Origin of the sequence: Pedobacter nyackensis, from assembly GCF_032678475.1 — a bacterium.
Taxonomy (GTDB): Bacteria; Bacteroidota; Bacteroidia; order Sphingobacteriales; family Sphingobacteriaceae; genus Pedobacter; species Pedobacter nyackensis_A.
This window is the reverse complement of sequence record NZ_JAVTSF010000008.1, coordinates 52,473-74,082: the sequence shown is the minus strand read 5'-3', so window position 1 is coordinate 74,082 and position 21,610 is coordinate 52,473. Positions and strand designations below refer to the sequence as shown.

The window sequence follows — 21,610 nt, the reverse complement described above, 5'->3', positions numbered from 1 at the left end:
AAAAGAGGTTGATATGTTACACCGTCCGCGTAGATTAAGAAAAAATCCAGTTGTGAGAGAGATGGTAGCCGAAACCCGGTTATCTAAAGACATGTTTATTTATCCGTACTTTGTTGTACCTGGAAAAGATCTGGTTCATCCATTGGAAGCAATGCCTGGTATCAGTCATTTTTCTGAAGATACGCTGGTAAAGGATGTCGAAAAAGGGTTGAAACTTGGTGTCAACAAAATCATGCTTTTTGGTGTTGGCGATGAGAAAAGTGAAAATGCAGCTTCTGCTTATCATAACCATTCTTTGGTACCTTCAGCTGTGCGTTTACTGAAAAAGAACTTTGGTGACGACCTTTATATTGTAACTGATGTTTGTGTATGTTCTTATACTACGCATGGACATTGTGGTATATTGAAGGAAGATTATGTGCAGAATGACGAGACTGTAGAAGTTATTGCAAAAATGGCACTTACACATGCTCAGGCTGGTGCTGATATGTTGGCTCCTTCTGATATGATGGACGGACGTGTCGCAGCTATGAGAAGTGTTTTAGATGGTGCTGGTTTTGTAAATACAGCAATTATGTCGCACGCTACCAAATTCGCTTCTGCTTATTACGGACCGTTTAGGGAAGCTGCAGACTGTGCGCCAAGTAAGGGGGATAGAAAAGCTTATCAGATGGATTTCAGGAATGGTAATGAAGCACTTCGTGAAGCTTTGCTGGATGAAAGTGAAGGTGCCGATGTGTTAATGGTTAAACCTGCTTTGGCTTACCTTGATATTATGCATAATCTTAAACAGCATACGGATTTACCTATTGCCTGTTACAATGTTTCAGGCGAGTATTCAATGGTGAAAGCTGCTGCGCAAAAGGGCTGGATCGATGAACAAAAAGTTGTAATGGAAACCATGCATGCTTTTGCACGTGCCGGAGCAAGTATCATTACTACTTACCATATAAGGGATATTGTTGAAAATAATTGGATGTAAGAGGCGGGTTCCATTGAAATAAAAAATTATGTTAGAATCTTTAAAAAAAATGTTTTCAGGAAATGAAGGTGAAGTACCTGTAAATACAGGCAGTAAACCGGATATTTCCAGAGAGAAATCAGCAGAACTGTACGAAAAGGCTAAGAACTATTTTCCCGGAGGTGTAAACTCGCCGGTAAGAGCTTTTAAATCTGTTTATGGCACTCCACTTTTTATTCAAAAAGGAGATGGATGTTTTGTATGGGATGCCGATGGGAATCAATTTATCGATTTTTGCGCTAGCTGGGGACCATTGATCCTGGGGCATAACAATGCTAAGGTAAGAGAGAAAGTTACAGAAGTGATGCAAAATGGCATGAGCTTCGGTGCGCCAACAGCCCTGGAAAATGAATTGGCCGAACTGATCATTAAGAATAATAAATTCGTCGAAAAAATACGTTTTACCAGCTCCGGTACAGAAGCTGTTATGTCTGCTATCAGGTTGGCGCGTGGTTATACCGGTAGAGACAAGATCGTTAAGTTTGAAGGCTGTTATCATGGTCACAGTGATTCTTTATTGGTAAAAGCAGGCTCTGGCCTGGTTACTTTTGGTGAGACGTCATCTGCTGGTGTACCTAAAGCTTTTGCCCAGGAAACCATTGTTCTTCCATTGAATGATACTGAAGCACTTAAACAGGCTTTTGAACAATTTAAGGATCAGGTGGCTGCGGTTATTATAGAAGGCATACCGGCAAATAACGGATTGTTGATGCAGGATACTGCTTATATTGAGTTTTTACAAGGTATCTGTAAAGAGAATGGAACCTTGTTGATATTTGATGAGGTTATTACTGGTTTCAGGATAGGTTTTGAAGGAGCTGCTGCATATTATGGTATTAAACCTGATATTGTTACCTATGGTAAGATCATAGGTGGTGGTTTGCCTGTAGGTATGTATGGCGCTTCGGCTGAGATTATGGGACATATTTCTCCTGATGGGGGAGTTTACCAGGCTGGAACACTTTCAGGAAACCCGGTGGCTATGGCCGCGGGCATCGCGCAACTGACAGAATTGCTGCGTTCAGGATTTTATAAAGACCTGAATAATAAAACCAGCGAATTTGCCGAGAGTATCCAACGTTTTGCAACAGCAAGGAATTATAAAGTAAAGGTGTTTTATGTAGGTTCTATCTTCTGGATAGCCTTTACGGATAAAGATAAAATCCAGACTGCTGAGGATATTGATCACAACAGCATGGAGAAATTTAAAGTGATGCACAGAGAATTGTTGAACAGAGGGATTTATTTAGGGCCTTCGGGCTATGAAGTAGGTTTTGTATCTGCTGCGCATACAAAAATTGAACTTGAAAAAGCTAAAAGGGCAATCTTTGACAGCCTTGATGTTGTTTTCAGGAACAAGTAAATAATGGTATATTTATAAGTAAAATACTGATAATCTTGAAGAAGTCGATCATTATATTTTATTTCATGCTCCTGTATGCTTTAGTGCAACTGATCTCATGGGGATCTTTGGTAGTAAGGCTGGAACCTGCCAGAATGGCAATGGTTATGGGAGAGGGGTCTGTGTTTTTATTTTTACTTTGTATAGGAGCTTATTTTTTACACCAGTCTATCAAGAAAGAAGAACGACTTCGTGAACAGCAGCAGAATTTTTTACTGTCTGTAACCCATGAATTAAAGTCGCCTTTGGCTGCTATAAAGTTGTCTATCCAAACGATTGTAAAGCGCGATCTGGATAAAGCGCGACAAACTTCTTTATTGAGTAATTCATTAAAAGATATTGAGCGTTTAGATGATCTGGTAGAAAATATGTTGCTGGCTACTAAGATCGAAAACCGCTCTTATTCGTTTCCAAAGGAGGAATTTGACTTTTCTGAGCTGGTAACAAAAATTACCGACAGGCTGCAGGTCCATTCTTGTGGTTGTGAGCAATTGATTACTCCGGTAATCAAACCAGGTATTAAAGTGATGGGCGATCAGTTTGCATTGTCATCGGTAGTGACTAATCTGGTCGAGAATGCAGTGAAGTATTCGGGACCTTGTGCGGATGTAGTTGTGGAATTGGCAGAGAAAGATGGTCATGCTTTTTTGCGGGTATCTGACAAAGGACCTGGTATTCCTGATGCAGAAAAGATGCTTATTTTCGATAAATTCTACAGAGTTGGTGATGAGAATGTCAGAAAATCAAAAGGAACAGGTTTAGGCCTGTTTATTGTTAAGGAAGTATTACAAAGCCACGACGCTGATATCAGCGTTAGAGATAACGTACCGCAAGGTGCTATTTTTGAAATAACATTTAGTTGATTATGCAACAGAAATTAAGAATACTGCTGGTTGAAGATGAAGACCATTTATTAGATGCCATTAAATTAAACCTTGAGCTTGAAGGTTATAAAGTACATGCTGTAAAAGACGGTAAAACTGCCTTAAAGGTTTTTAAGGAAGAACGTTTTAACCTGATCATTCTGGACGTAATGCTTCCGGAAATGGACGGATTCCAGGTATGTGAAACCATCAGACTCGAGAATACTGAAGTGCCGATACTTTTCTTAACAGCCAAAAATACAAGTGAAGACCGCGTAATGGGCCTTAAAAAAGGTGCCGATGATTACCTGGTGAAACCATTCAACCTGGAAGAACTGATCTTAAGAGTAGGTATCCTGGTTAAACGCAGTATGAAAGCTGATGATTTAAAAGAAATCAATTCTTATAAAATTGGGGACAAAACCATTTATTTCAACTCATTTGAGCTGAAACAAGATGATGGGGTTATTGTACCCCTGACCAAGAAGGAAACTATGCTTTTGAAATTGCTGATAGAGCGTAAGAACGAAGCGGTTTCACGTGAGCAGATTCTGGAAACAGTTTGGAATTATGATGTTTATCCATCTACAAGAACAATAGATAACTTCATTTTGACTTTCCGCAAGTACTTTGAGCCAGATCAGAAAAACCCTGTGTATTTTCATTCGATCAGAGGTGTAGGTTATAAATTCACAGATATTCATTAATGTATAATTCAAAAGGCAGGTATGCCCTGATGGCGGTTTTTGCCGTCGCAGTGTTGGCATGTCTTTTTTACGATCAATACCAGCTGGCAGCTATTGCCGGCTTTTTGTTTGTCTTGGTTTTATGGAGCCACTTTAAACAGAGCTCCATAGTACTGGCCTCGAAATACTTTAAAAACGGTGATCATGAAAAAGCCGAACGGTTGTTGAATGAGGTGCCGAATGTTAATGGGTTAGCCCGGAACAGAAGAGGGTATTATGAATTTATGCGTGGAAATATCGCTTTGAAAAAAGAAGATTATGAAGCCGCGGAATTTCATTTTCAAATTGCCAGCAGATTTCCATTAGGCGGAAAAAATGACAAGGGGTTTGTGATGATCCATTTGGCGAATCTGGCACTGAAAAAGAAGGATAAGGTGCGTAGCACTGCTTATCTGGAAAAAGCAAAAGAGCTTGCGGTAACCCCTAAAGCGCTGGACATAATTAGTAAGATAGAGAAAGAAGTAAACAGTTTATAAAAGAAATAGAGGATAAATTAAGAACAAATGAACACGTTATTTTTAGATGCAGCATTTTCAAAGCAAACAGAACGTCCACCGGTATGGATGATGCGCCAAGCAGGTCGTTTTATGCCAGAGTATTGGGAGATTAAAAATAAATACTCCTTTCTGGAAATGTGTAAAACACCTGAAATAGCTGCTGATGTAACCATGTTACCTGTTGATTTGTTAGGTATTGACGCTGCAATCCTGTTTTCAGATATTCTGGTTACAGGTGAAGCGATGGGGGGAGAACTAAGTTTTACACAAGGTGTTGGGCCGAAATTTGCCAATCCGGTACGTACATTGAAAGATATAGACGCTCTGGAGGTTGATGTATTGGATAGGTTGCAGTATGTTGCTGATGCAATTAAGGTAATACAGCAACGTTTAAATGGAAGCATTCCTTTAATCGGTTTTGCCGGTGCACCATTTACTGTAATGAGTTACCTGGTTGAAGGTGGTTCATCCAAAGATTTTAAATTAACGAAATTGCTGATCCATAACCATCCTGAGCTTGCACATAAATTACTGGCTAAAATTGCAAAGGTGACTGCTGATTACCTGAATCTGCAGATTGCGGCTGGTGTAAATGCACTTCAGATCTTCGATAGCTGGGCATTGGCATTATCATGGAACGATTACCAGGAGTTTTCGCATCGTTATATCCAGGAGATCATTGCTAACCTGAATAGAAAAGATGTTCCTGTGATCTCTTTCTGTAAAGGTAGTTCTGTATTTGCGCCAATTATGGCCGAAGCAAAACCAGATGTTATTTCGGTAGACTGGAATGCAGACCTTTTAAATATTAAAAATAGTTTGCCGGCAGGTATTGCTGTTCAGGGTAACCTGGATCCACATATCTTATATGCTGATAAACCAGTAATTAAAAAGGAAATCCTTAGGTTATTTGAGCGCATGCGTGGTCAGAATGGTTTTATATGCAACCTTGGTCATGGTATTATGCCAGATATTCCTTTTGATAATGTTAAGTATGCAATTGAAGTAATCAAGGAATTTAAATACTAGTCTGTTATGGATAAATACTATTTATACGTCCTTTCTGTCCATATTATCTTTGTGGTAAGCTGGATGGCAGGATTGTTTTATAGTGTACGTTTATTCATCTATCATACGGAAGCCAACGACAGGCCTGAAATTGAACGTAATATCCTGCAAAAGGAATACGAAAAAATGGAACGAAAGCTTTGGTACATTATCACTACGCCGGCAATGGCACTTACTGTGCTGGCTGGTGTAACGATGGTTTGTATCAGACCGGGATTGTTGTTGGCGCCCTGGTTTCATGTAAAACTTGGATTTGTAGTAGCACTGCTGGTTTATCATTTTATTTGTCAGCGTATTATGAACCAACTTAAACTGGGTAAATGTAGAACCAGCTCCTTTCAGTTAAGATTATGGAACGAGGTGGCTACCATTTTGTTGGTTGCCATCGTGTTTACTGTGGTTCTAAAAAGTGCAGTAGATTGGGTTTATGGGTTAATAGGCCTAATTGTTTTTGCTGCTGTGATTATGATGGCGGTAAAATGGTACAAACATTACCGTAAAAAACATGATTGTTAAATAAATCAAAGCATATTGTAATAGCTCCTGAATAGGGGCTATTTTTATTTTATACCTATTTTTATTTTTTTTAATCACCATGCAACCATTTGTCTAAAACCTTCATCTTCTATATACCAAACACACAATGGAATTGACGCAATATAGGATCGATGAGCTACTAAATGGATGCAAAGCTGGTAACCGGCAGATGCAGGAAGCGCTGTATAAACATACTGCCGCTAAAATGCTGGCTGTTTGTATGCGTTATACCAGGGATAAAACGGAGGCAGAAGATGTATTGCAGATTGCTTATGTAAAAGTGTTTGAAAAGTTAAAAGAATACCGCGGTGATGGTGCATTTGAGGGCTGGATTAGAAGAATTATGGTGAATACCGCAATTGAGAGTTATCGTAAAAATATTAAGACGATGAATGTCGTCCCGATTGAAGATGCTTATGATCAACCGTCCACAGGTTTTGATTTTAGCAGGTTGGGCATACAGGATTTAATGAAAGTAGTACAAAAACTTGCAGATGGATACCGGATCGTATTTAACATGTACGCTATTGAAGGTTATTCTCATAAAGAAATCGCGATAACACTAGGGATTTCTGAAGGTGCAAGTAAATCACAATTGTCGAGGGCAAGATCGATATTAAGAGCAGAAATAATTAAAATGGAGGGCATAAATTATGCAACACATGAAGGATAAGGAGTTTGATCAGTTATTTAAAGACAAGTTTGAGGATCTGGAGGTGCAGCCTTCTGCCGGCCTTTGGAATAATATCGCTGCCGAACTGAAACCGGTTAAAAAGCGCGCATTCCCGTTCTATTGGGCTGCAGCTGCAGTGGCTTTAATGATTTTGTCTGTGGTATTGATTGCTCCTGACCAGGAAAAAATCAGACTTCAGGGAACTGCTTCAACAGTAAATGAGTCTTCCGCATTAACTGGGCCTCAAGTTGCTGCTCTTTCCAGCGTTAAAACAGTAGTTGAAAATGAAGTAAGAACATATAAAAGTACACCATTGGTTATTGCGCCGCGCTTAGATGAGGCTGCTGCAGAAAAAGAATTTAAGGCAAAGCAACCAAAGTTAATTGCCACACGTCCAGTTGTTAAAGCTGATGACATTATCATTGATCCCAAGCCAGTAGAAGCGTCTGTAATCGGGGATAATAGTGTAGTGATAGCAAAGGCATATGTAGCTGATGATACGAACAACGGGGTGATTACAGAAGCTGATCCTGCTGTCTATAAAGGAATAAGAAACGTTGGCGATCTTGTAAATTATGTAGTAGATAAAGTAGACAAAAGAGAAAGGAAATTTTTAAAATTTAACACCGATGAAGATAATTCATCTTTGATAGGAATTAACATCGGATTTATAAAACTGAATTCAAAACGACACAAATAAACCACAGTATGAAACGATTAATAGTTACAGCCATTTTGGTAAGCGGATTAGCCTGGCCTTCAATCCAAAATGCATTTGCACAAGATACAGTTACCACGACAACGACTGCTACGAATGTTAAAAAGAGAAGAGAATTTAAAGCACTCTCTATGACTCTAAGTATTGGGGGAGACGATCGTGGAAAGAAAGACAGTACCAATCAGGTTAATGCTAACAAAGGTAAATTTATTGGAGGGATTACATTTACACGGGTGGATTTAGGATTCAGCAAGTTAGTGGATAACGGTAGTTTTACTTTATCACCTGAAAATGAATTTCTGGATTACAAAGGCGGAAAAACAAGTACATTCTCTTTCGATATCGTACAGATGGGCTATCGTTTTAATCAGCATTTTAAAGTTTATGTCGCTGGTGGTTTTGATTGGACGCATATTCGCTTGCGTAAAGATATTACCATTCAAAAAAACACACCAGAGTTGACCTATGCAGAGGACGATGTACATTTTTCTAAAAACAGGTTCTCCAGCAGTTATGTTCACATCCCTTTAAACTTCGAACTTCGAACTTCAGAAAATAAGAATGGTAACCGCTTTTATTTTATAGCAGGACCAGAAGTTAGTTTCCTTTTAAATGGAAAGGTTAAACAAGTGAGCGATGAGCGTGGAAAGCAAAAGTTTAGTGATGATTATCGTTTTCAGACTTTTAGGTATGGCGGATCGCTAAGATTTGGCTACAACGGTATTGGATTGTTTACAAAAGTTTATTTCAACGATATGTTTGCCAGTGCTCCTCAAAAAGGCTTGACAAATATGTCATTCGGACTGACGTTTGGATTAAACTAAAACCCCATTTTCTTCTATCTTTGCGGATGTGGAAGAACCAATCATATCTGTAAAGCATTTAACCAAACAACATCAGGCCGAACAGGCTTCAGGCGTTAGTGATGTTAGTTTCGACATCAAAAAAGGAAACGTGGTGGCGATCCTTGGTGAGAGTGGAAGCGGTAAATCAACGCTGTTGAAATGTATCTACGGTTTGCTAAAGGTTGATGAAGGAACAGTATCTTTTAACGGTAAACGTATTTTAGGCCCTGATGAACAATTGATTCCCGGGCATAAAGAAATGAAAATGGTTACGCAGGATTTTTCTCTGAATATCTATGCTAAAGTGTACGATAATATCGCATCTATGCTTTCCAATACCAATATTCAGGCTAAACAGGAGAAAACCCTGGAAATAATGCGACATCTGCATATTGAACATTTAAAGGATAAGAAGATTACCCAGCTGAGTGGTGGGGAGCAACAAAGGGTAGCCATTGCTAAGGCAATGGTTAGTGATACTACCGTATTGTTACTCGATGAGCCTTTTAGTCAGGTAGATGCTTTATTGAAAAATCAACTGCGTGCCGATATTAAAAGAATAGCTGCAGAAACAGGGGTTACGGTAATTATGGTGTCTCACGACCCCGCAGATGGATTATTTCTTGCCAATGAACTGTTGATCCTGAAAGATGGAAAATTGTTGCAGTCCGGAGAACCTGCTTATGTATACAATCATCCTGATGATATATATACTGCACAACTTTTGGGTAATGCGGTAGCCATTAACGCTACCAATGCCGGGAAGCTTGGCCTGGATATAAAAACCGGTACAGCAGTATTTTATCCGGAATGGGTAGAATTGAAAAGTTCATGGAATAGCAGGCGTTTCGAAGTTAAAGATGTTTATTATAAAGGCTTTTATGAGGAGCTTTTGCTGGAAAGAAATGGTGTAATGATAAGAGCTATTCAGCTAAATAGAGGTGAGCATAAAAAGAACGATCATGTGCAGGCAAATATCACCCGCTTTCTGTCGCTATAACTCCATAAAAATCAATAGGTAAAATTCATTTTTCATTTTCGTGTCATAACATTTGATTATAGACTTTTTCCTGACTTTATTACTAAGATATTCAAAAGTTGAGTATTAACTTTGCGGAGCTTAATCAGTTTTAAGCTAAACATTAAAGCAAACCGCAGATGTATAAATCACATCCATACGCTATATTAAAATATATTTTTTCTTTCATCATTATATTTGGTGCCTTACCAACATTTGCACAGCAAACAGCTGTAAAGGGCGTGGTAACAGATGCTGTTACAAAAGAAACCATCCCATATGCTTCTTTTGTAGTTGTGGGTACAGGTAAAGGGGGACGAACGGATCTTGACGGAAAATATAATATTACTATTGAAGGCAATTACACCCAGCTTAAATTTAGTTATGTGGGATATAAAGCGCAGGTAAAGACTATTAAGCCAGGAACTAGCCAGGTCATCAATGTTCAGTTGCAAAGTGAAGCGATGCAGATGAACGAAGTAGTTATCAAAGGTGGAAAAAAGCCCCCATATCGCAATAAGGAAAATCCTGCAGTAGAACTGATCCGTAAGGTTATCGCTAATAAGTCGAAAAACCGGATGGAGAGCTACGATTATGTGGAGTATAAAAAATATGAAAGAATGCTTTTTTCTATGAGCAACCTTTCCGATAAGTTTAAAAATAAAAAAGTATTCCGCAATTATCAGTTCCTTTTCCAGGAACAGGACTCTAGTAAAATTGGAGGTAAAAACCTTTTGCCGGTATACCAGCAGGAGAAACTTTCTGAGAACTATTTCCGCAAAAATCCTGAGAAAATGAGAACGGTGGTTGTGGCCGATAAACAAGTCAACTTTGACGAACGTTTTATAGACAACAAAGGTTTAAGTTCGTATTTCGAAAGGATGTACCAGGATATTGATATCTATGATAACAATATCTCTGTGGTGAGTAACCTTTTATTGAGTCCTATAGCTGACGGTGCCCCTGGGTTCTATAAGTTTTTTATTACCGATACGGTTACAACACATCAGCCCCAGTTGATAGAGCTGTCTTTTACACCTAGAAATAAGATGGATATGTTGTTTGAAGGTAAGCTGTATGTAACAATGGATGGCAATTACGCTGTGCAAAATGCATACCTTACCGTTAACAAAGATATTAACCTGAATTTCGTAAGAGGGCTGGAGGCAAAACTTGAATTTGAGCAAAATCCTGATCGTCGCTATCACCTGAGTAAAAGTAACCTGATTGTTGATTTTGGTATCACGAAAAAGGGAGGCACAGGATTTACCGGCGAACGTACGGTAACTTTTAAGGATTATACAGTTAACCAACCACCAGCTGAAAATGTGTACAAAGGTTCCGAGACATTGGTTGTAGTTCCCGGTGCGAACACGAAAAATGAGCAGTACTGGGCAAGTATTCGTCCGGAATCACTTAGTGCCAACAGCAATAGGATTTATCATAATTTAGATACTTTACAAACTATTCCATCTTTTAAAAGAACGATGGATATCGTAACGCTATTTTTCGCGGGTTATAAAGATTTTGGTCCTTTTGAGATGGGACCCGTAAATACTTTCTATAGTTTTAATAGTGTAGAAGGCTTTAGGGCAAGGTTAGGGGGAAGAACGACTCCTAAATTAAGTAAAAGGTATTATTTTGAAACTTATGCAGCTTATGGTTTTGATGATCAGAAGTGGAAGTACTTTTTAAGCGGAACTTATTCTTTAAACAATAAATCTATTTACGCATTTCCTCAGAATTATTTACGTGCAAGTTTTCAGCGCGATACTAAAATTCCCGGACAGGAGCTGCAATTTGTTCAGGAAGACAACTTTCTGTTGTCCTTTAAAAGGGGAGAGAACGACATGCTCCTGTATAACGACTTTTACAGATTTGACTACGTACATGAATATGAAAACCATTTCTCTTATAGTGTAGGTTTGCGTAAATGGAGTCAAACTCCAGGTGGGTCTTTGTATTTCAATAATTCTGCACAAAACCTCTTTTCGCGGACAAACCAGATTAATACTTCTGAAGTTAGTGTGAATTTGAGGTATGCACCACATGAAAAATTTTATCAGGGTAAAGTTTACCGTACACCACTGGTTGATAAATACCCGGTGTTTAACCTACGCTATACGGCAGGCTTAAAAGGAGTTTTAGGAGGTGATTATAATTACCACAATTTTATGGGTAGCGTTGATAAGCGGTTTTATTTATCGCAATTGGGCTATACCGATGTAACAGTTGAGGGAGGGTATAATGTGGGCAAACTGCCTTTCCCACTGTTATCAATTCATCGCGCCAACCAAACGTATGCTTATCAGCTGCAGTCTTATAACCTGATGAACTTCATGGAGTTTGTAAGTGATCATTATGCGAGTATTAATATAGATCAGAACTTCAATGGTTTCTTTTTTAACAAAATTCCTTTGCTTCAAAAATTGAAGTTAAGAGAGGTAATGTCATTTAAGGCATTGTACGGAGGTTTGAGAAATGAAAATAATCCGGAGAAAAATTCTGATGCCATGCAATTTGTCCGTAATGACGATGGATTACCGATTACTTATGCTTTAGATAATGGCCCATATATGGAAGGAAGTGTAGGCGTTGGTAACATTTTTAAAGTACTTAGGGTGGATGCTGTGAAACGTTTCAGTTACCTGGATAATCCTGGGGTTTCAAGCTGGGGTATACGTGCAAGAGTGAAATTTGATTTTTAATCTTGATCAGCCCAGATAAGCTGATCAAGATTAAAAGAAAGTTAGTCGAAGGTAACCATTTCAGGCCCAGAGATCTTCTCTACATGGCAGGCACATTTTCCGCCTTTTACTTTAACCGTAACAGATTTAGTCTGATTTGTTTCTACGGATGTACCGGTAACTTTTAAATCGTCACCTGCTTCGGATAGTGTTTTCGTATTCAAGTCATCTATTACAATATAAGAGCCCTTTATTGTTGTAATAGCGGTGACACGTGGCACAACCTTTTCTCCGGTTCTCTGGTTAACTGCACTAAAGTCCTTGACCTGGGCTGGAAGACCTTTGTTATCTACGTATTTAATACCTATTGAGCGAAATTCCTCAGTACAGATTACCTTTCCACATTCAGAATCAGTTGACTTTTTTTTACATGATAGCAAGGCGCTGATCAGTAATAATGAAAGTGCTATTTTTTTCATGATTTATTGGTTTTAAAGATAAACGTAATGATTCGGCAAAACGCTACAATATATTCTACAAATCAGTTGTTAAAAAGAAGTGAATGGTCGTGTCCTTCTTCTACATGTATCGCAAATTTCAGTTTCAGTACGATACTAAAATTCCTGGACAGGAGCTGCAATTTGATTTAACCTTGATCAGCTTGTTTGGCTGATCAAGGTTAAAAGAAAGCTAGTCGAATGTAACCAGTTCAGGTCCGGAAACCTTCTCTACATGGCATGTACATTTTCCACCTTTTACTTTAAATGTAACAGATTTAGTTTGATTCGTTTCAACAGACGTTGCAGTAACTTTTAAATCGTCACCTGCTTCTGATAATGTTCTCGTATTCAAGTCATCTATTACAATGTACGAGCCTTTTATTGTTGTAATAGTGGTGACATTTGGTACAACCTTTTGTCCGGTTCTCTGGTTAACTGCACTAAAGTCCTTTACTACAGCTGGAAGACCTTTGTTGTCTACGTAATTTATACCTATTGAGCGAAATTCATAAGTACAGTTCATCTTTCCACATTCAGAATCAGTTGACTTTTTTTTACAGGATAGCATGGCACTGATCAGCAATAATGCAAGTACTATTTTTTTCATCGTTTATTGGTTTTAAAGATAAACGTAATGATTCGGCAAAACGCTACAATATATTCTGCAAATCAGTTGTTAAAAAGAAGTTAATGGTCGTGTCCTTCTTCTACATGTATCGCAAATTTCAGTTTCAGCACGTCCTGTCCCGCAAACTTGGCCGCGTAGTCGGAATGATTCCAGTCACTCCTGGTAATTTTAGTTTTCACATCTTTTTCCAGTTTGCGCATTACAAAAGTTAATTCTTTTGTTGGTCCTTCATTGTCGTGCCCTATTGTGAGGTAAGTCAGTACACCGGTAGTTTCATACTGACCGGTCACTGCGGTACCATCTGCGTAGGTTGATTCTCTGGGCTGGAAGATTGCTCCGCTTTCATGCTGAGAGTCTTTGTTCAGAATCAGATTTCCGCCCACAAGGAAAGCCTTAAACTGATCAGCAACGGCTTTGTTTGCAACGAACTGGTTCTGTACTTCTTTTCCATTGTAGTCCCAGGCTTTCAGCTCCATTTTATAAACAGCATCGGCCTCCAGGTGTAAATGTCCATTTGCAGTTGCATTGCCCTTTTCATCAAATTTGATAACAATTGGTGTTCCTGCTTTCAGATCTGTTAATCCATGGAAATGGTCACCATGTGCCTCAATCGCTGCACCGCTCATTTCTGTGAGGATGATCTCCGAGCGCTCAATACCTTCTTTTACTGTCGGTGTATCATTATCTTTTTTACAAGAACTTACGAAAAGTACTGCTGCACCGACCAGGATGATTGCTGCTGATTTAAATTGCTTTGTCATTGTTGTTTTTGAATTTAATTATTGATGAATATTGTTATTGAATTTTAATACTTAAACCTTTGATGGTCTGCCAGCCTTCTTTGTCTGTTAGCCTGATCATAAAATGATAATCTCCGGGATCTATATCTGCCGGTACCTGGATTTCTGCACTTGCCTGAAAGGTTTTTTGCCCCGTAGGAATAGTGATGTTTCGGATTAACAAAAATGGTTTCGCCGGTTGTTTGATGGCTTCCATATTGCATTCTTCCAACTCGGTACTATGTGTATGATGATCAAAATTATGATGGATATCCACGTTGAGTGATCCGAGTTCAGCGTTATCGCTAACTGATGCCCGGAATATAAATTTCTCTCCCCGTTTAATTATACTGCATTGTTTAGGGAAAGTGTCATCTGCGCTGGTGTTGATCTCAGGATAAGCGGTATCGATCGGTTTAGCAGTATCTTTACTACAATTGCTCAGCACCAGCATTGATGCCAGGCATAAGCTTAATAAACTTAATCTCTTCATTTATTTGTAGTCGATTGTGATGGGTATTACTTTGTAAGAGCTGATGTTATGTGTGGTGTTTTTATAAAGGATAACCCAGTTGTATTTGCCCGATTCCCATGTTTTCTCTCCGTTAATTGAGTTAGCTGTCGGTTCGTTATTGTCTTTGTCGGCACCAATGACAATAGCTTCGCCACCATACACGCCATTTATCTTTTTTAATGTCGTGATTTTTGAAGCCGCTGCAAGTCCTGTGTGTTCTACTTTGGTAACCACGATCACTTTACTAAGGTCAAGTTTATCGATACTTTCCGGATTGTAATTGGCTTTCTTCTTGATCAGTACAGAGTATAAGATCCCATCACCTTTAATGTCATTCACTTGTACATGCAGCTTCAATTCTTCACCCTTTTTAACAATCAGTTCAGGTTCGATAAACTTATTCATGGAGTAAATCATGACATCGTTACGGAAGACATAATCCCGGTCAAATTTAGGGTCAACGGCAACATTTGCAGGATCAATAATGCTCAGCTCTTCTTTAATTTCAAGCTTCGTTCCATTTTCATCAAGTACAATAAAAAAGAAATCATACTTGCCTTCAGGAGCCTCTTTTGGAATGGTGAAGTGCTTGTGCACATTGGTATTTTTAGCGCTGTTGTACTCTGCCCAGTTCAGTTCAAATTTCCAGGTTGCGGTATACTTTTCGCCGCTTTTCTGTAATATTCTTACCTGAACATCTTTTATTTTACTGGCAGCAACCACATCTGCATTGAAATGGAAATCCCTTCCCCTTAACGCCAGTTTGTTGCCCGATCCGATCTCTACATTAGTCGCCGTAGGTATAGGTTTTTCTGGTTCAGCTTCTTTATCTTTTTTACAGGCCTGGAAAGCCGTGCCAAAAAGTAGTAGCGCAAGGATGATTTTCTTTGTTTTCATAGCTAGTGGTATATTTTTAATTGAAATTTTATTTGTGTTCATTTCTTGATGTATTAATAGGTTTTTTGTTTTAATGGAATATTAAAGGGGACTTTTAAGGACAAGACTATATTTCTGCCTTGTTCTGGAAGTTCAATGAGTCTGTAGAAACTGGTATGGTTAAGGTAACGGGTGTTCAGCAGATTCTGCGCCTGTAAACTAAACATCAACTGGTGTCCGGAAATATTGAACTTTGTACCTGCCTGAAGATTAATAAGACCGTAGCCTGGTGTTTTCTTTTCCGGTGGAACGATGTTATTTTGCCTTGAGGTAAGTCGGTAGTCGACGGAAAAATAAGCATGTTTAAGCGCAGACTCTGGTGCGGACGACCAGGTCAGGTTAATCAACGCAGATGCCGGTGGAGAGAAGGGAAGTGTATAACCTTTCTTATCTCCAGATACTTGTTTAGCAAATAAGTATTCCCCTAATAATTCTGCACTCAGATTCTTCAATACCTTATACTTTAGTTGTAACTCAGTACCATACCTGATTACTTTGCTTTGGGCATACTGGAAGATCTGATTGCCGGCGCCATAATAAAAATCATGGTTTGCTGTAGGGTTCAGGTAGATGTAGTTCGGAAAGTAGTTGTAAAAAGGACTGATCAATACAGACCAGCGATCTTCGTTCCATCCTAAGCTTAAATCCAGCTGGTACGATTGCTCAGGCGAAAGCGTAGGATCTCCCTTTTCATAACTGAAATAATGATAATTGACACCATTCGCACCTAATTCTTTGGCAATTGGCATTCTGAAACTTTTGCCAATATTAGCCTTCAACAGGAATTTATGGTGGTTGTAGTTGATGCCGGCCGACCATACCAGGCTGTTGAAACTGCGCTTCAGATCATTCGCCCTGATGAGTTTTTCAGATGTTGTTATTCCCCCTGCCGTTAATTCAGAATCAAACCAGTCTGCATATTTAAACATCCTGATTTGCCCGTAATCATACCGTACTGCACCGTGTAATAGTACGCGCTCGCTTATTTTGTACTTATCGTATACAAATAATCCCGTGGTCGCCTGTTTAAAGGATGGTACTAAAAATGTCCAGCCGTTAATGGTATTGTCCTGGTACTCTGAATTGATACCTGCAGTAAGGTGATGATTTCCAATTACAATCCTATCCCTCAGATTTATACTATATACTTGTTTATCAAATTCTCTTTCCAACTCCGGAGAAACTGATAGATAATCAGGATAAACAGGAGGCATATAACCATGGTTTACATACTGACTGTGTTCCTGTCTGAAATTTCGCTGATAGCCCAATTCCATTTCCAGTTTATGTACCCCAGTCTGATAACTGCTGCGATTGATTAACTTAAAATGGTTGACCTGCTGATTGGGCATCTGGATATCTCTGGCGGATGCATCGTGCATTTCAGTATTTACTCTTCTTGGTTCCAGACCATGTGCATTGGCGAAAAAACCACTTTTACTATAAATATTACTGAAGTAAAATATCGATCTGAAATTTTCCTTCACATAGCCTGTGCTTAAATGTAATCCTGTTTCTGTACCCGCAGTGTTCCGCAATTGTCTGTCGTATAACCTTACAGCATAGTCATATACAAACACTGTATCAGTGGGGACACTGTAGTCTCCGTAATTCTGATAGGTGAGACGGGAATCAAAGAACCAGTGATCGTTTCGGCCAAATAAATTTATGGAGGTCCCATACAGGTTGTTGTTGCTTTTTCCGATAAGATCAACGGAACCAGCTAAGGTATTTTTGGGCGGTACAATAGCAGGTTTTACGTCAATTACACCCCCTATAGCATCTGAACCATATAAAAAGGAAGCAGCGCCTTTTACCAGCTCTACTTCGCTTGCGGCAAACTGATCAATCTCCAGACCATGATCAGCCCCCCATTGCTGTCCCTCATGTTTTACACCTTTATCAACAACGACTACGCGGTTAAAACCAAGACCCCGTATCAGTGGTTTCGACTGTCCCGATCCAATGCCTATGGTTTTAATGCCAGGTAAGCGTTCCAGTGTTTTCATTAAACTTCCTCCCAGGTTTCGCTGTATAAAATCACTCCCGACTGTTATCACATTTAAAGATTCTTCCTCCTGACGAAGTAGTAAACGTTTGTCTTTAATCACAACCTCTTTCAGCTGAGGGGTAACAGATTGGCTGGCCTTTTTCTTTGAGGTTGAGTCCGGCTGTCGATTTGTATGCTGCCCGAAAACAGTTTGAAGAACGGTCAGCAGAAAAAATAATAATATATAGAAGCTCTTCATTAAATTTTGAAGTTCAGTTAAGGGAAAAAATAGACATAAGCGTACCTGTCTGCTAAAAGCAGGGCTAAGAATCAGGTAGGAGAAAAGGAGTGTTTAAACGTGTTTAACAAGAATTGGCGGACCTTTGTTGGCAATAACCTGCAAGCTAAATTCATAGTTTCGTGTTATGACCAGGGTATTGAGGGTAATCACCTCAGGACTTGCAATCTTTAGTGCTGTAGGATAAAACAAAAGGATCTGCTGACCTTGGACATGATGGTAATAGTCGCAGATAGCACATTTATTGATATGCTGAATCTGTTTCTTAGCTCCGTATTCAAAATCGGAATGCCCCTCAGTATGGATATGAAACAATTGTGAAGTCGAGATGAACAAAAACAGTAAAACCAACAGAAAGGAGCCTTTCCGCTGCAGTTTGGTCCAAAGAAGTTTCGTACTCGAATTCATAACTGCATCAAAGTTGCATTTATAATTTGTGATATGCAAGGGTAAATGCAATTAAGTTGCTTATGTGTTCTCTATATTATAACCTATCTTCTTTCTTTTATCCTATAATTGGGGTAAATTAGATTATTGAAATAAACTTTTAAAACTTGCAGCTATGAATGAGGAATATCTGAATCTACCCTTGGTTAAAAATCAGGTAGGTATGCGTTTTGAATTAAAGGTAGGCGACTATACAACCTTTATCGACTACAAAGAACATGGCAAAAAGATCTGGCTAATTCATACCGAAGCGCCGGAAGAGTTGAAGGGAAAGGGTGCGGCGACAGCTGTTATAGAAAAAACGCTGACCTATATTGAGGATAATGGATACAAACTCATCCCATTATGCCCATTGGTTGCTGCATATTTAAAAAGACATCCTGAATGGGATCGTATTTTAGACGAAAGTGCAAAGCCATTTTAAAATTGGTTTACTTCTTATCCTACATCAATTGTTAACACTGTTGACCAGTGTACATTTGTATACTTAAAAAAGGAGAAACAAGATGAAAAAGTTAATTGAAAAAATCGTGACAAATTCTGGCCGACCACATATGGTTGGTGATGGTTTCAGGGTATTTAATTATATCCCCGGAGCAGGTATTCCTCAGGAGAGAATAAGTCCTTTTTTACTATTGGACTTTAATCCTGAATATGACTTCGGACCATCAGATCATTTAAGAGGAGTTGGCGTGCATCCACATAAAGGTTTTGAAACGGTTACTATTGCCTACAAAGGCAGTGTTGCCCATCACGACAGTACAGGTAGCCATGGGGTGATTAAATCCGGTGATGTGCAATGGATGACTGCAGGTAGCGGTATTCTCCATAAAGAGTATCATGAGCAAGAGTTTTCAAAAAAAGGAGGACCTTTTGAAATGGTACAGCTTTGGGTGAACCTTCCTAAAAAGGATAAATCTACCACCCCGCATTACCAGGAGTTAACTGCTGCGGGAATGGGTAAAATAGAATTGCCTGAAAATGGCGGTGTGGTGAATGTAATTGCCGGAAACTTTAATGGTGTGGCTGGTCCTGCGGAGACTTATAGTCCTGTTAATTTGTTCGACATCAAATTAAACGAAGGTGCGGAACTGAACACTACGATCCAGGCAGGGCATAATACAGCTTTACTGGTCGTAAATGGTAGTGTAGAAGTAAATGGAGAGGCTGCAGCGGAACATAGCTTCATATTGTTTGCGAACGAAGGTGAAGACATTCACATTAAAGCGAACCAGAAAAGTGTGGTGCTGTTGTTGAGTGGTGAGCCACTTAATGAACCGATTGTAAGCTACGGACCATTTGTAATGAATACCGAAGAAGAAATCAATCAGGCTATAGTTGATTTTAATCAAGGCAAATTCGGAGTACTGGCCGATTAATAATAGAACTCAATAATTGAAGAGGTTGTACCATAATTATGTTACAACCTCTTCTTATTTCTGGTCATTTATTTCAGATAATATTTCGTTATTTGCAGGAACACACTAAATCAAACTACCGCGAGCATTAAATGGCTATTATCTCTCCTCCAAATGAAAATGAATTATTACATAGGTTAGCCACCGGAGATCAGCGCGCTTTTACTGAATTATTTGATGCGTACTATAGGCCTCTGGGTGAGTATGTTTTTAAACTAACAGAATCTTTACCTATCACCGAAGAGATTGTACAGGATGTTTTTATTAAGATCTGGATTAAAAGAGAAACGGTCAGTACATTAAAAAGCTTTAAGAATTATCTGTTCATTTTATGCCGTAACCAAACCTTTGATGCACTCAGGAAAAAAGCAAAGCAACATTTGTTTCAGCAAAAACTGGAGCAGTTCTTCAAAGATGAATCTGAATTGGATGGACTCGAAAATCCTGTAGAAGAATACCGGGAATGGATTGAGCAGTCTGTAGCCAAATTACCTCCTCAACAACAAAAGGTTTATGTCTTAAGTCGTTACGAACGGTTAAAACATGAAGAAATTGCTGCAAAACTGCAGCTTTCCACAGAGACGGTTAAAAAGCATATTCAATATGCTACGCGGTTCATCCAGAATGACTTAAGGTCAAGATTGGATGCCACAATTTTGTTCGTGCTCATGAGCAATTTATTTTAATTTAACTTTTTTCAAATTCCACTACCCCTTTTTTAGATCTCCTGCGTCTTTAGTGATATATGCAGGAAGAAAGATTAGCTTATTTATTCAACAAGTATTTTGATAAAACTGCAAGTGCAGCAGAGCGGGATGAATTCCTTGCACTTGTAGATCAGGAGGAGGTTGAACAGGAGATCCGAAAATTAATGGAGGAAAGTTATCAGAATTTTCAACCGGAACATCAGCCTTTTGCTGCAGGTGGCAGAGAAAAGATGTTGAATGCTATTGTAAAAGGACAAGACATAGATGCCAGTATTATACCTTTAAAACGGAAGACACTTTGGCCGAAAATTGTTTCGGCAGCAGCAGTATTATTGATTGCGAGTGTTGGCATTTATCTTTATAAATCATCCCCTTTGTCTAATAGTCAGTCGCCAATGGTAGCTGGGCATGATATTAAACCTGGAAAAAACACAGCGACGTTAACCCTTGCCGATGGCCGGAAAATCGTATTATCTGATGCTGCTAATGGTGAGCTGGCAAAAGAAGGCGGTGTAAGCATTCAAAAGACAAAAGAGGGAAAGGTGGTGTACACTGTCAACGGTGGTGCCAATGCCGGCGTTGCTCCAGGTCTGAATACCATAACTACTGCAGTTGGAGAACAATATCAGGTTATATTACCTGATGGTACTGTCGTTTGGCTAAATGCGGCATCATCGCTAAAGTATCCATCTACTTTTACAGGCAATTACCGCAAGGTCGAGCTAACAGGAGAAGGTTATTTTGAAGTAGCAAAAGTTCGTAAAACACCTTTTATTGTTGTGAGTAAGGGGCAAGAGGTTGAAGTTTTAGGTACGCACTTTAACATCAATGGTTATCCAGATGAAAAGGCAACGAAAACTACTTTATTAGAAGGTACTGTTCGTGTTTCTTATTCAAATGTATCAACCTTGCTAAAACCCGGGCAACAATCTATTTTAATTAATGGAAAAACTAAAGTTGTACAGGTACAAACGGAAGATGTTGTGGCCTGGAAAAACGGATACTTTATGTTTAATAATGAGTCATTAGAAGATATTATGCGTAAAGTAGCCCGCTGGTACGATGTAGAGGTGGAATATAAAAATGTATCTAACAGAAGAATTACATTCTTCGGTACTGTGAGCCGTCACAGTAATATATCGCAGGTATTACATATGCTGGCAGGGACCGGAGAAGTAAAATTTGAGGTAGAGGGGCGACGTATTATCGTCATCGAAAAATAATAGAAATTCAACTAGTTAACCAAATCATTAACCAAACTAACCACAATGGAATATCAGAAAAAAGAAACTTAAGCATGTTTTTGAGGCTTTTCAGA

General features: G+C 39.0%; 23 protein-coding genes. 16 read left to right on the top strand and 7 right to left on the bottom strand.

Annotated elements, in window-relative coordinates; translation table 11 throughout:
- The first annotated feature begins 13 nt into the window (after positions 1-13).
- The 12 genes from hemB (at position 14) to R2Q84_RS21875 (ending at position 12,096) form a co-directional block, all read left to right on the top strand.
- A complete protein-coding gene (gene hemB, locus R2Q84_RS21930; RefSeq protein ID WP_316818745.1) occupies positions 14-982 on the top strand; it encodes a porphobilinogen synthase in 969 nt (322 codons plus the stop codon).
- A 28-nt stretch (positions 983-1,010) separates the two neighbouring features.
- Positions 1,011-2,384, top strand: coding sequence for a glutamate-1-semialdehyde 2,1-aminomutase (gene hemL / locus R2Q84_RS21925; RefSeq protein WP_316818744.1), 1,374 nt, complete (start codon positions 1,011-1,013; stop codon positions 2,382-2,384).
- A 35-nt stretch (positions 2,385-2,419) separates the two neighbouring features.
- Positions 2,420-3,286: a HAMP domain-containing sensor histidine kinase gene (locus tag R2Q84_RS21920; RefSeq protein WP_316818743.1), complete on the top strand. Its 867-nt coding sequence runs from the start codon at positions 2,420-2,422 to the stop codon at positions 3,284-3,286.
- A gap of 2 nt (positions 3,287-3,288) precedes the next feature.
- Positions 3,289-3,993: a response regulator transcription factor gene (locus tag R2Q84_RS21915; protein ID WP_015809248.1), complete on the top strand. Its 705-nt coding sequence runs from the start codon at positions 3,289-3,291 to the stop codon at positions 3,991-3,993.
- A complete protein-coding gene (locus R2Q84_RS21910) occupies positions 3,993-4,508 on the top strand; it encodes a hypothetical protein (RefSeq protein ID WP_316818742.1) in 516 nt (171 codons plus the stop codon). Before R2Q84_RS21915 ends, R2Q84_RS21910 begins: the two co-directional genes overlap by 1 nt.
- Positions 4,509-4,535: 27 nt before the next feature.
- Positions 4,536-5,558 carry a uroporphyrinogen decarboxylase gene (hemE, locus tag R2Q84_RS21905; protein ID WP_316818741.1) on the top strand — a complete coding sequence of 341 codons (1,023 nt, stop codon included), beginning with the start codon at positions 4,536-4,538 and terminating at the stop codon, positions 5,556-5,558.
- Between the two features lie 6 nt (positions 5,559-5,564).
- Complete coding sequence (gene hemJ / locus R2Q84_RS21900; RefSeq protein WP_316818740.1) at positions 5,565-6,113, top strand: protoporphyrinogen oxidase HemJ; 549 nt, start codon at positions 5,565-5,567, stop codon at positions 6,111-6,113.
- A 127-nt stretch (positions 6,114-6,240) separates the two neighbouring features.
- Positions 6,241-6,807, top strand: coding sequence for an RNA polymerase sigma factor (locus R2Q84_RS21895; protein ID WP_316818739.1), 567 nt, complete (start codon positions 6,241-6,243; stop codon positions 6,805-6,807).
- Positions 6,797-7,507 carry a hypothetical protein gene (locus tag R2Q84_RS21890; protein ID WP_316818738.1) on the top strand — a complete coding sequence of 237 codons (711 nt, stop codon included), beginning with the start codon at positions 6,797-6,799 and terminating at the stop codon, positions 7,505-7,507. Before R2Q84_RS21895 ends, R2Q84_RS21890 begins: the two co-directional genes overlap by 11 nt.
- An 8-nt stretch (positions 7,508-7,515) precedes the next feature.
- Positions 7,516-8,349: an outer membrane beta-barrel protein gene (locus R2Q84_RS21885; RefSeq protein ID WP_316818737.1), complete on the top strand. Its 834-nt coding sequence runs from the start codon at positions 7,516-7,518 to the stop codon at positions 8,347-8,349.
- A 28-nt stretch (positions 8,350-8,377) separates the two neighbouring features.
- Entirely contained in the window at positions 8,378-9,370 is a 993-nt protein-coding gene (locus R2Q84_RS21880) for an ABC transporter ATP-binding protein (protein ID WP_316818736.1), read from the top strand.
- 158 nt (positions 9,371-9,528) lie between these two features.
- Positions 9,529-12,096, top strand: a complete 2,568-nt coding sequence (locus R2Q84_RS21875; RefSeq protein ID WP_316818735.1) for a DUF5686 and carboxypeptidase-like regulatory domain-containing protein — start codon at positions 9,529-9,531, stop codon at positions 12,094-12,096.
- Between the two features lie 41 nt (positions 12,097-12,137).
- On the opposite strand, the gene R2Q84_RS21870 is transcribed toward R2Q84_RS21875, so the two are convergent.
- From R2Q84_RS21870 to R2Q84_RS21840, 7 genes are all read right to left on the bottom strand, one after another.
- Positions 12,138-12,554, bottom strand: coding sequence for a hypothetical protein (locus R2Q84_RS21870; protein ID WP_316818734.1), 417 nt, complete (start codon positions 12,552-12,554; stop codon positions 12,138-12,140).
- Between the two features lie 211 nt (positions 12,555-12,765).
- Positions 12,766-13,182 (bottom strand): hypothetical protein, encoded by a 417-nt coding sequence (locus R2Q84_RS21865; RefSeq protein ID WP_316818733.1) that lies wholly within the window; start codon positions 13,180-13,182, stop codon positions 12,766-12,768.
- 80 nt (positions 13,183-13,262) lie between these two features.
- A complete protein-coding gene (locus R2Q84_RS21860) occupies positions 13,263-13,964 on the bottom strand; it encodes a hypothetical protein (protein ID WP_316818732.1) in 702 nt (233 codons plus the stop codon).
- Positions 13,965-13,998: 34 nt separating this feature from the next.
- Positions 13,999-14,475 (bottom strand): DUF4625 domain-containing protein, encoded by a 477-nt coding sequence (locus R2Q84_RS21855; protein WP_316818731.1) that lies wholly within the window; start codon positions 14,473-14,475, stop codon positions 13,999-14,001.
- Entirely contained in the window at positions 14,476-15,393 is a 918-nt protein-coding gene (locus R2Q84_RS21850) for a DUF4625 domain-containing protein (RefSeq protein ID WP_316818730.1), read from the bottom strand.
- A 53-nt stretch (positions 15,394-15,446) separates the two neighbouring features.
- A complete protein-coding gene (locus tag R2Q84_RS21845; RefSeq protein ID WP_316818729.1) occupies positions 15,447-17,681 on the bottom strand; it encodes a TonB-dependent receptor in 2,235 nt (744 codons plus the stop codon).
- Positions 17,682-17,774: 93 nt separating this feature from the next.
- Positions 17,775-18,128, bottom strand: a complete 354-nt coding sequence (locus tag R2Q84_RS21840) for a hypothetical protein (protein ID WP_316818728.1) — start codon at positions 18,126-18,128, stop codon at positions 17,775-17,777.
- Between the two features lie 154 nt (positions 18,129-18,282).
- Here R2Q84_RS21840 and R2Q84_RS21835 point away from each other — a divergent pair, with 154 nt between their 5' ends.
- The 4 genes from R2Q84_RS21835 (at position 18,283) to R2Q84_RS21820 (ending at position 21,515) form a co-directional block, all read left to right on the top strand.
- Positions 18,283-18,591 (top strand): GNAT family N-acetyltransferase, encoded by a 309-nt coding sequence (locus tag R2Q84_RS21835; RefSeq protein WP_316818727.1) that lies wholly within the window; start codon positions 18,283-18,285, stop codon positions 18,589-18,591.
- A gap of 82 nt (positions 18,592-18,673) precedes the next feature.
- Positions 18,674-19,546, top strand: coding sequence for a pirin family protein (locus R2Q84_RS21830; RefSeq protein WP_316818726.1), 873 nt, complete (start codon positions 18,674-18,676; stop codon positions 19,544-19,546).
- Between the two features lie 131 nt (positions 19,547-19,677).
- Positions 19,678-20,271, top strand: a complete 594-nt coding sequence (locus R2Q84_RS21825) for an RNA polymerase sigma-70 factor (protein ID WP_316818725.1) — start codon at positions 19,678-19,680, stop codon at positions 20,269-20,271.
- A gap of 59 nt (positions 20,272-20,330) precedes the next feature.
- Positions 20,331-21,515, top strand: coding sequence for a FecR family protein (locus R2Q84_RS21820; protein WP_316818724.1), 1,185 nt, complete (start codon positions 20,331-20,333; stop codon positions 21,513-21,515).
- The last annotated feature ends 95 nt before the right edge of the window (positions 21,516-21,610 follow it).

Bases quoted from the DNA above. Each gene is read 5' to 3' on its own strand.
- R2Q84_RS21865 (WP_316818733.1), bottom strand. From the start codon at position 13,182: ATGAAAAAAATAGTACTTGCATTATTGCTGATCAGTGCCATGCTATCC.
- R2Q84_RS21850 (WP_316818730.1), bottom strand. From the start codon at position 15,393: ATGAAAACAAAGAAAATCATCCTTGCGCTACTACTTTTTGGCACGGCT.
- R2Q84_RS21870 (WP_316818734.1), bottom strand. From the start codon at position 12,554: ATGAAAAAAATAGCACTTTCATTATTACTGATCAGCGCCTTGCTATCA.
- hemJ (WP_316818740.1), top strand. From the start codon at position 5,565: ATGGATAAATACTATTTATACGTCCTTTCTGTCCATATTATCTTTGTG.
- hemE (WP_316818741.1), top strand. From the start codon at position 4,536: ATGAACACGTTATTTTTAGATGCAGCATTTTCAAAGCAAACAGAACGT.
- R2Q84_RS21875 (WP_316818735.1), top strand. From the start codon at position 9,529: ATGTATAAATCACATCCATACGCTATATTAAAATATATTTTTTCTTTC.
- R2Q84_RS21890 (WP_316818738.1), top strand. From the start codon at position 6,797: ATGAAGGATAAGGAGTTTGATCAGTTATTTAAAGACAAGTTTGAGGAT.
- R2Q84_RS21830 (WP_316818726.1), top strand. From the start codon at position 18,674: ATGAAAAAGTTAATTGAAAAAATCGTGACAAATTCTGGCCGACCACAT.
- R2Q84_RS21835 (WP_316818727.1), top strand. From the start codon at position 18,283: ATGAATGAGGAATATCTGAATCTACCCTTGGTTAAAAATCAGGTAGGT.
- R2Q84_RS21820 (WP_316818724.1), top strand. From the start codon at position 20,331: ATGCAGGAAGAAAGATTAGCTTATTTATTCAACAAGTATTTTGATAAA.
- R2Q84_RS21840 (WP_316818728.1), bottom strand. From the start codon at position 18,128: ATGAATTCGAGTACGAAACTTCTTTGGACCAAACTGCAGCGGAAAGGC.
- R2Q84_RS21855 (WP_316818731.1), bottom strand. From the start codon at position 14,475: ATGAAGAGATTAAGTTTATTAAGCTTATGCCTGGCATCAATGCTGGTG.
- R2Q84_RS21845 (WP_316818729.1), bottom strand. From the start codon at position 17,681: ATGAAGAGCTTCTATATATTATTATTTTTTCTGCTGACCGTTCTTCAA.
- R2Q84_RS21860 (WP_316818732.1), bottom strand. From the start codon at position 13,964: ATGACAAAGCAATTTAAATCAGCAGCAATCATCCTGGTCGGTGCAGCA.
- R2Q84_RS21885 (WP_316818737.1), top strand. From the start codon at position 7,516: ATGAAACGATTAATAGTTACAGCCATTTTGGTAAGCGGATTAGCCTGG.
- R2Q84_RS21910 (WP_316818742.1), top strand. From the start codon at position 3,993: ATGTATAATTCAAAAGGCAGGTATGCCCTGATGGCGGTTTTTGCCGTC.
- hemB (WP_316818745.1), top strand. From the start codon at position 14: ATGTTACACCGTCCGCGTAGATTAAGAAAAAATCCAGTTGTGAGAGAG.
- hemL (WP_316818744.1), top strand. From the start codon at position 1,011: ATGTTAGAATCTTTAAAAAAAATGTTTTCAGGAAATGAAGGTGAAGTA.
- R2Q84_RS21895 (WP_316818739.1), top strand. From the start codon at position 6,241: ATGGAATTGACGCAATATAGGATCGATGAGCTACTAAATGGATGCAAA.
- R2Q84_RS21915 (WP_015809248.1), top strand. From the start codon at position 3,289: ATGCAACAGAAATTAAGAATACTGCTGGTTGAAGATGAAGACCATTTA.
- R2Q84_RS21825 (WP_316818725.1), top strand. From the start codon at position 19,678: ATGGCTATTATCTCTCCTCCAAATGAAAATGAATTATTACATAGGTTA.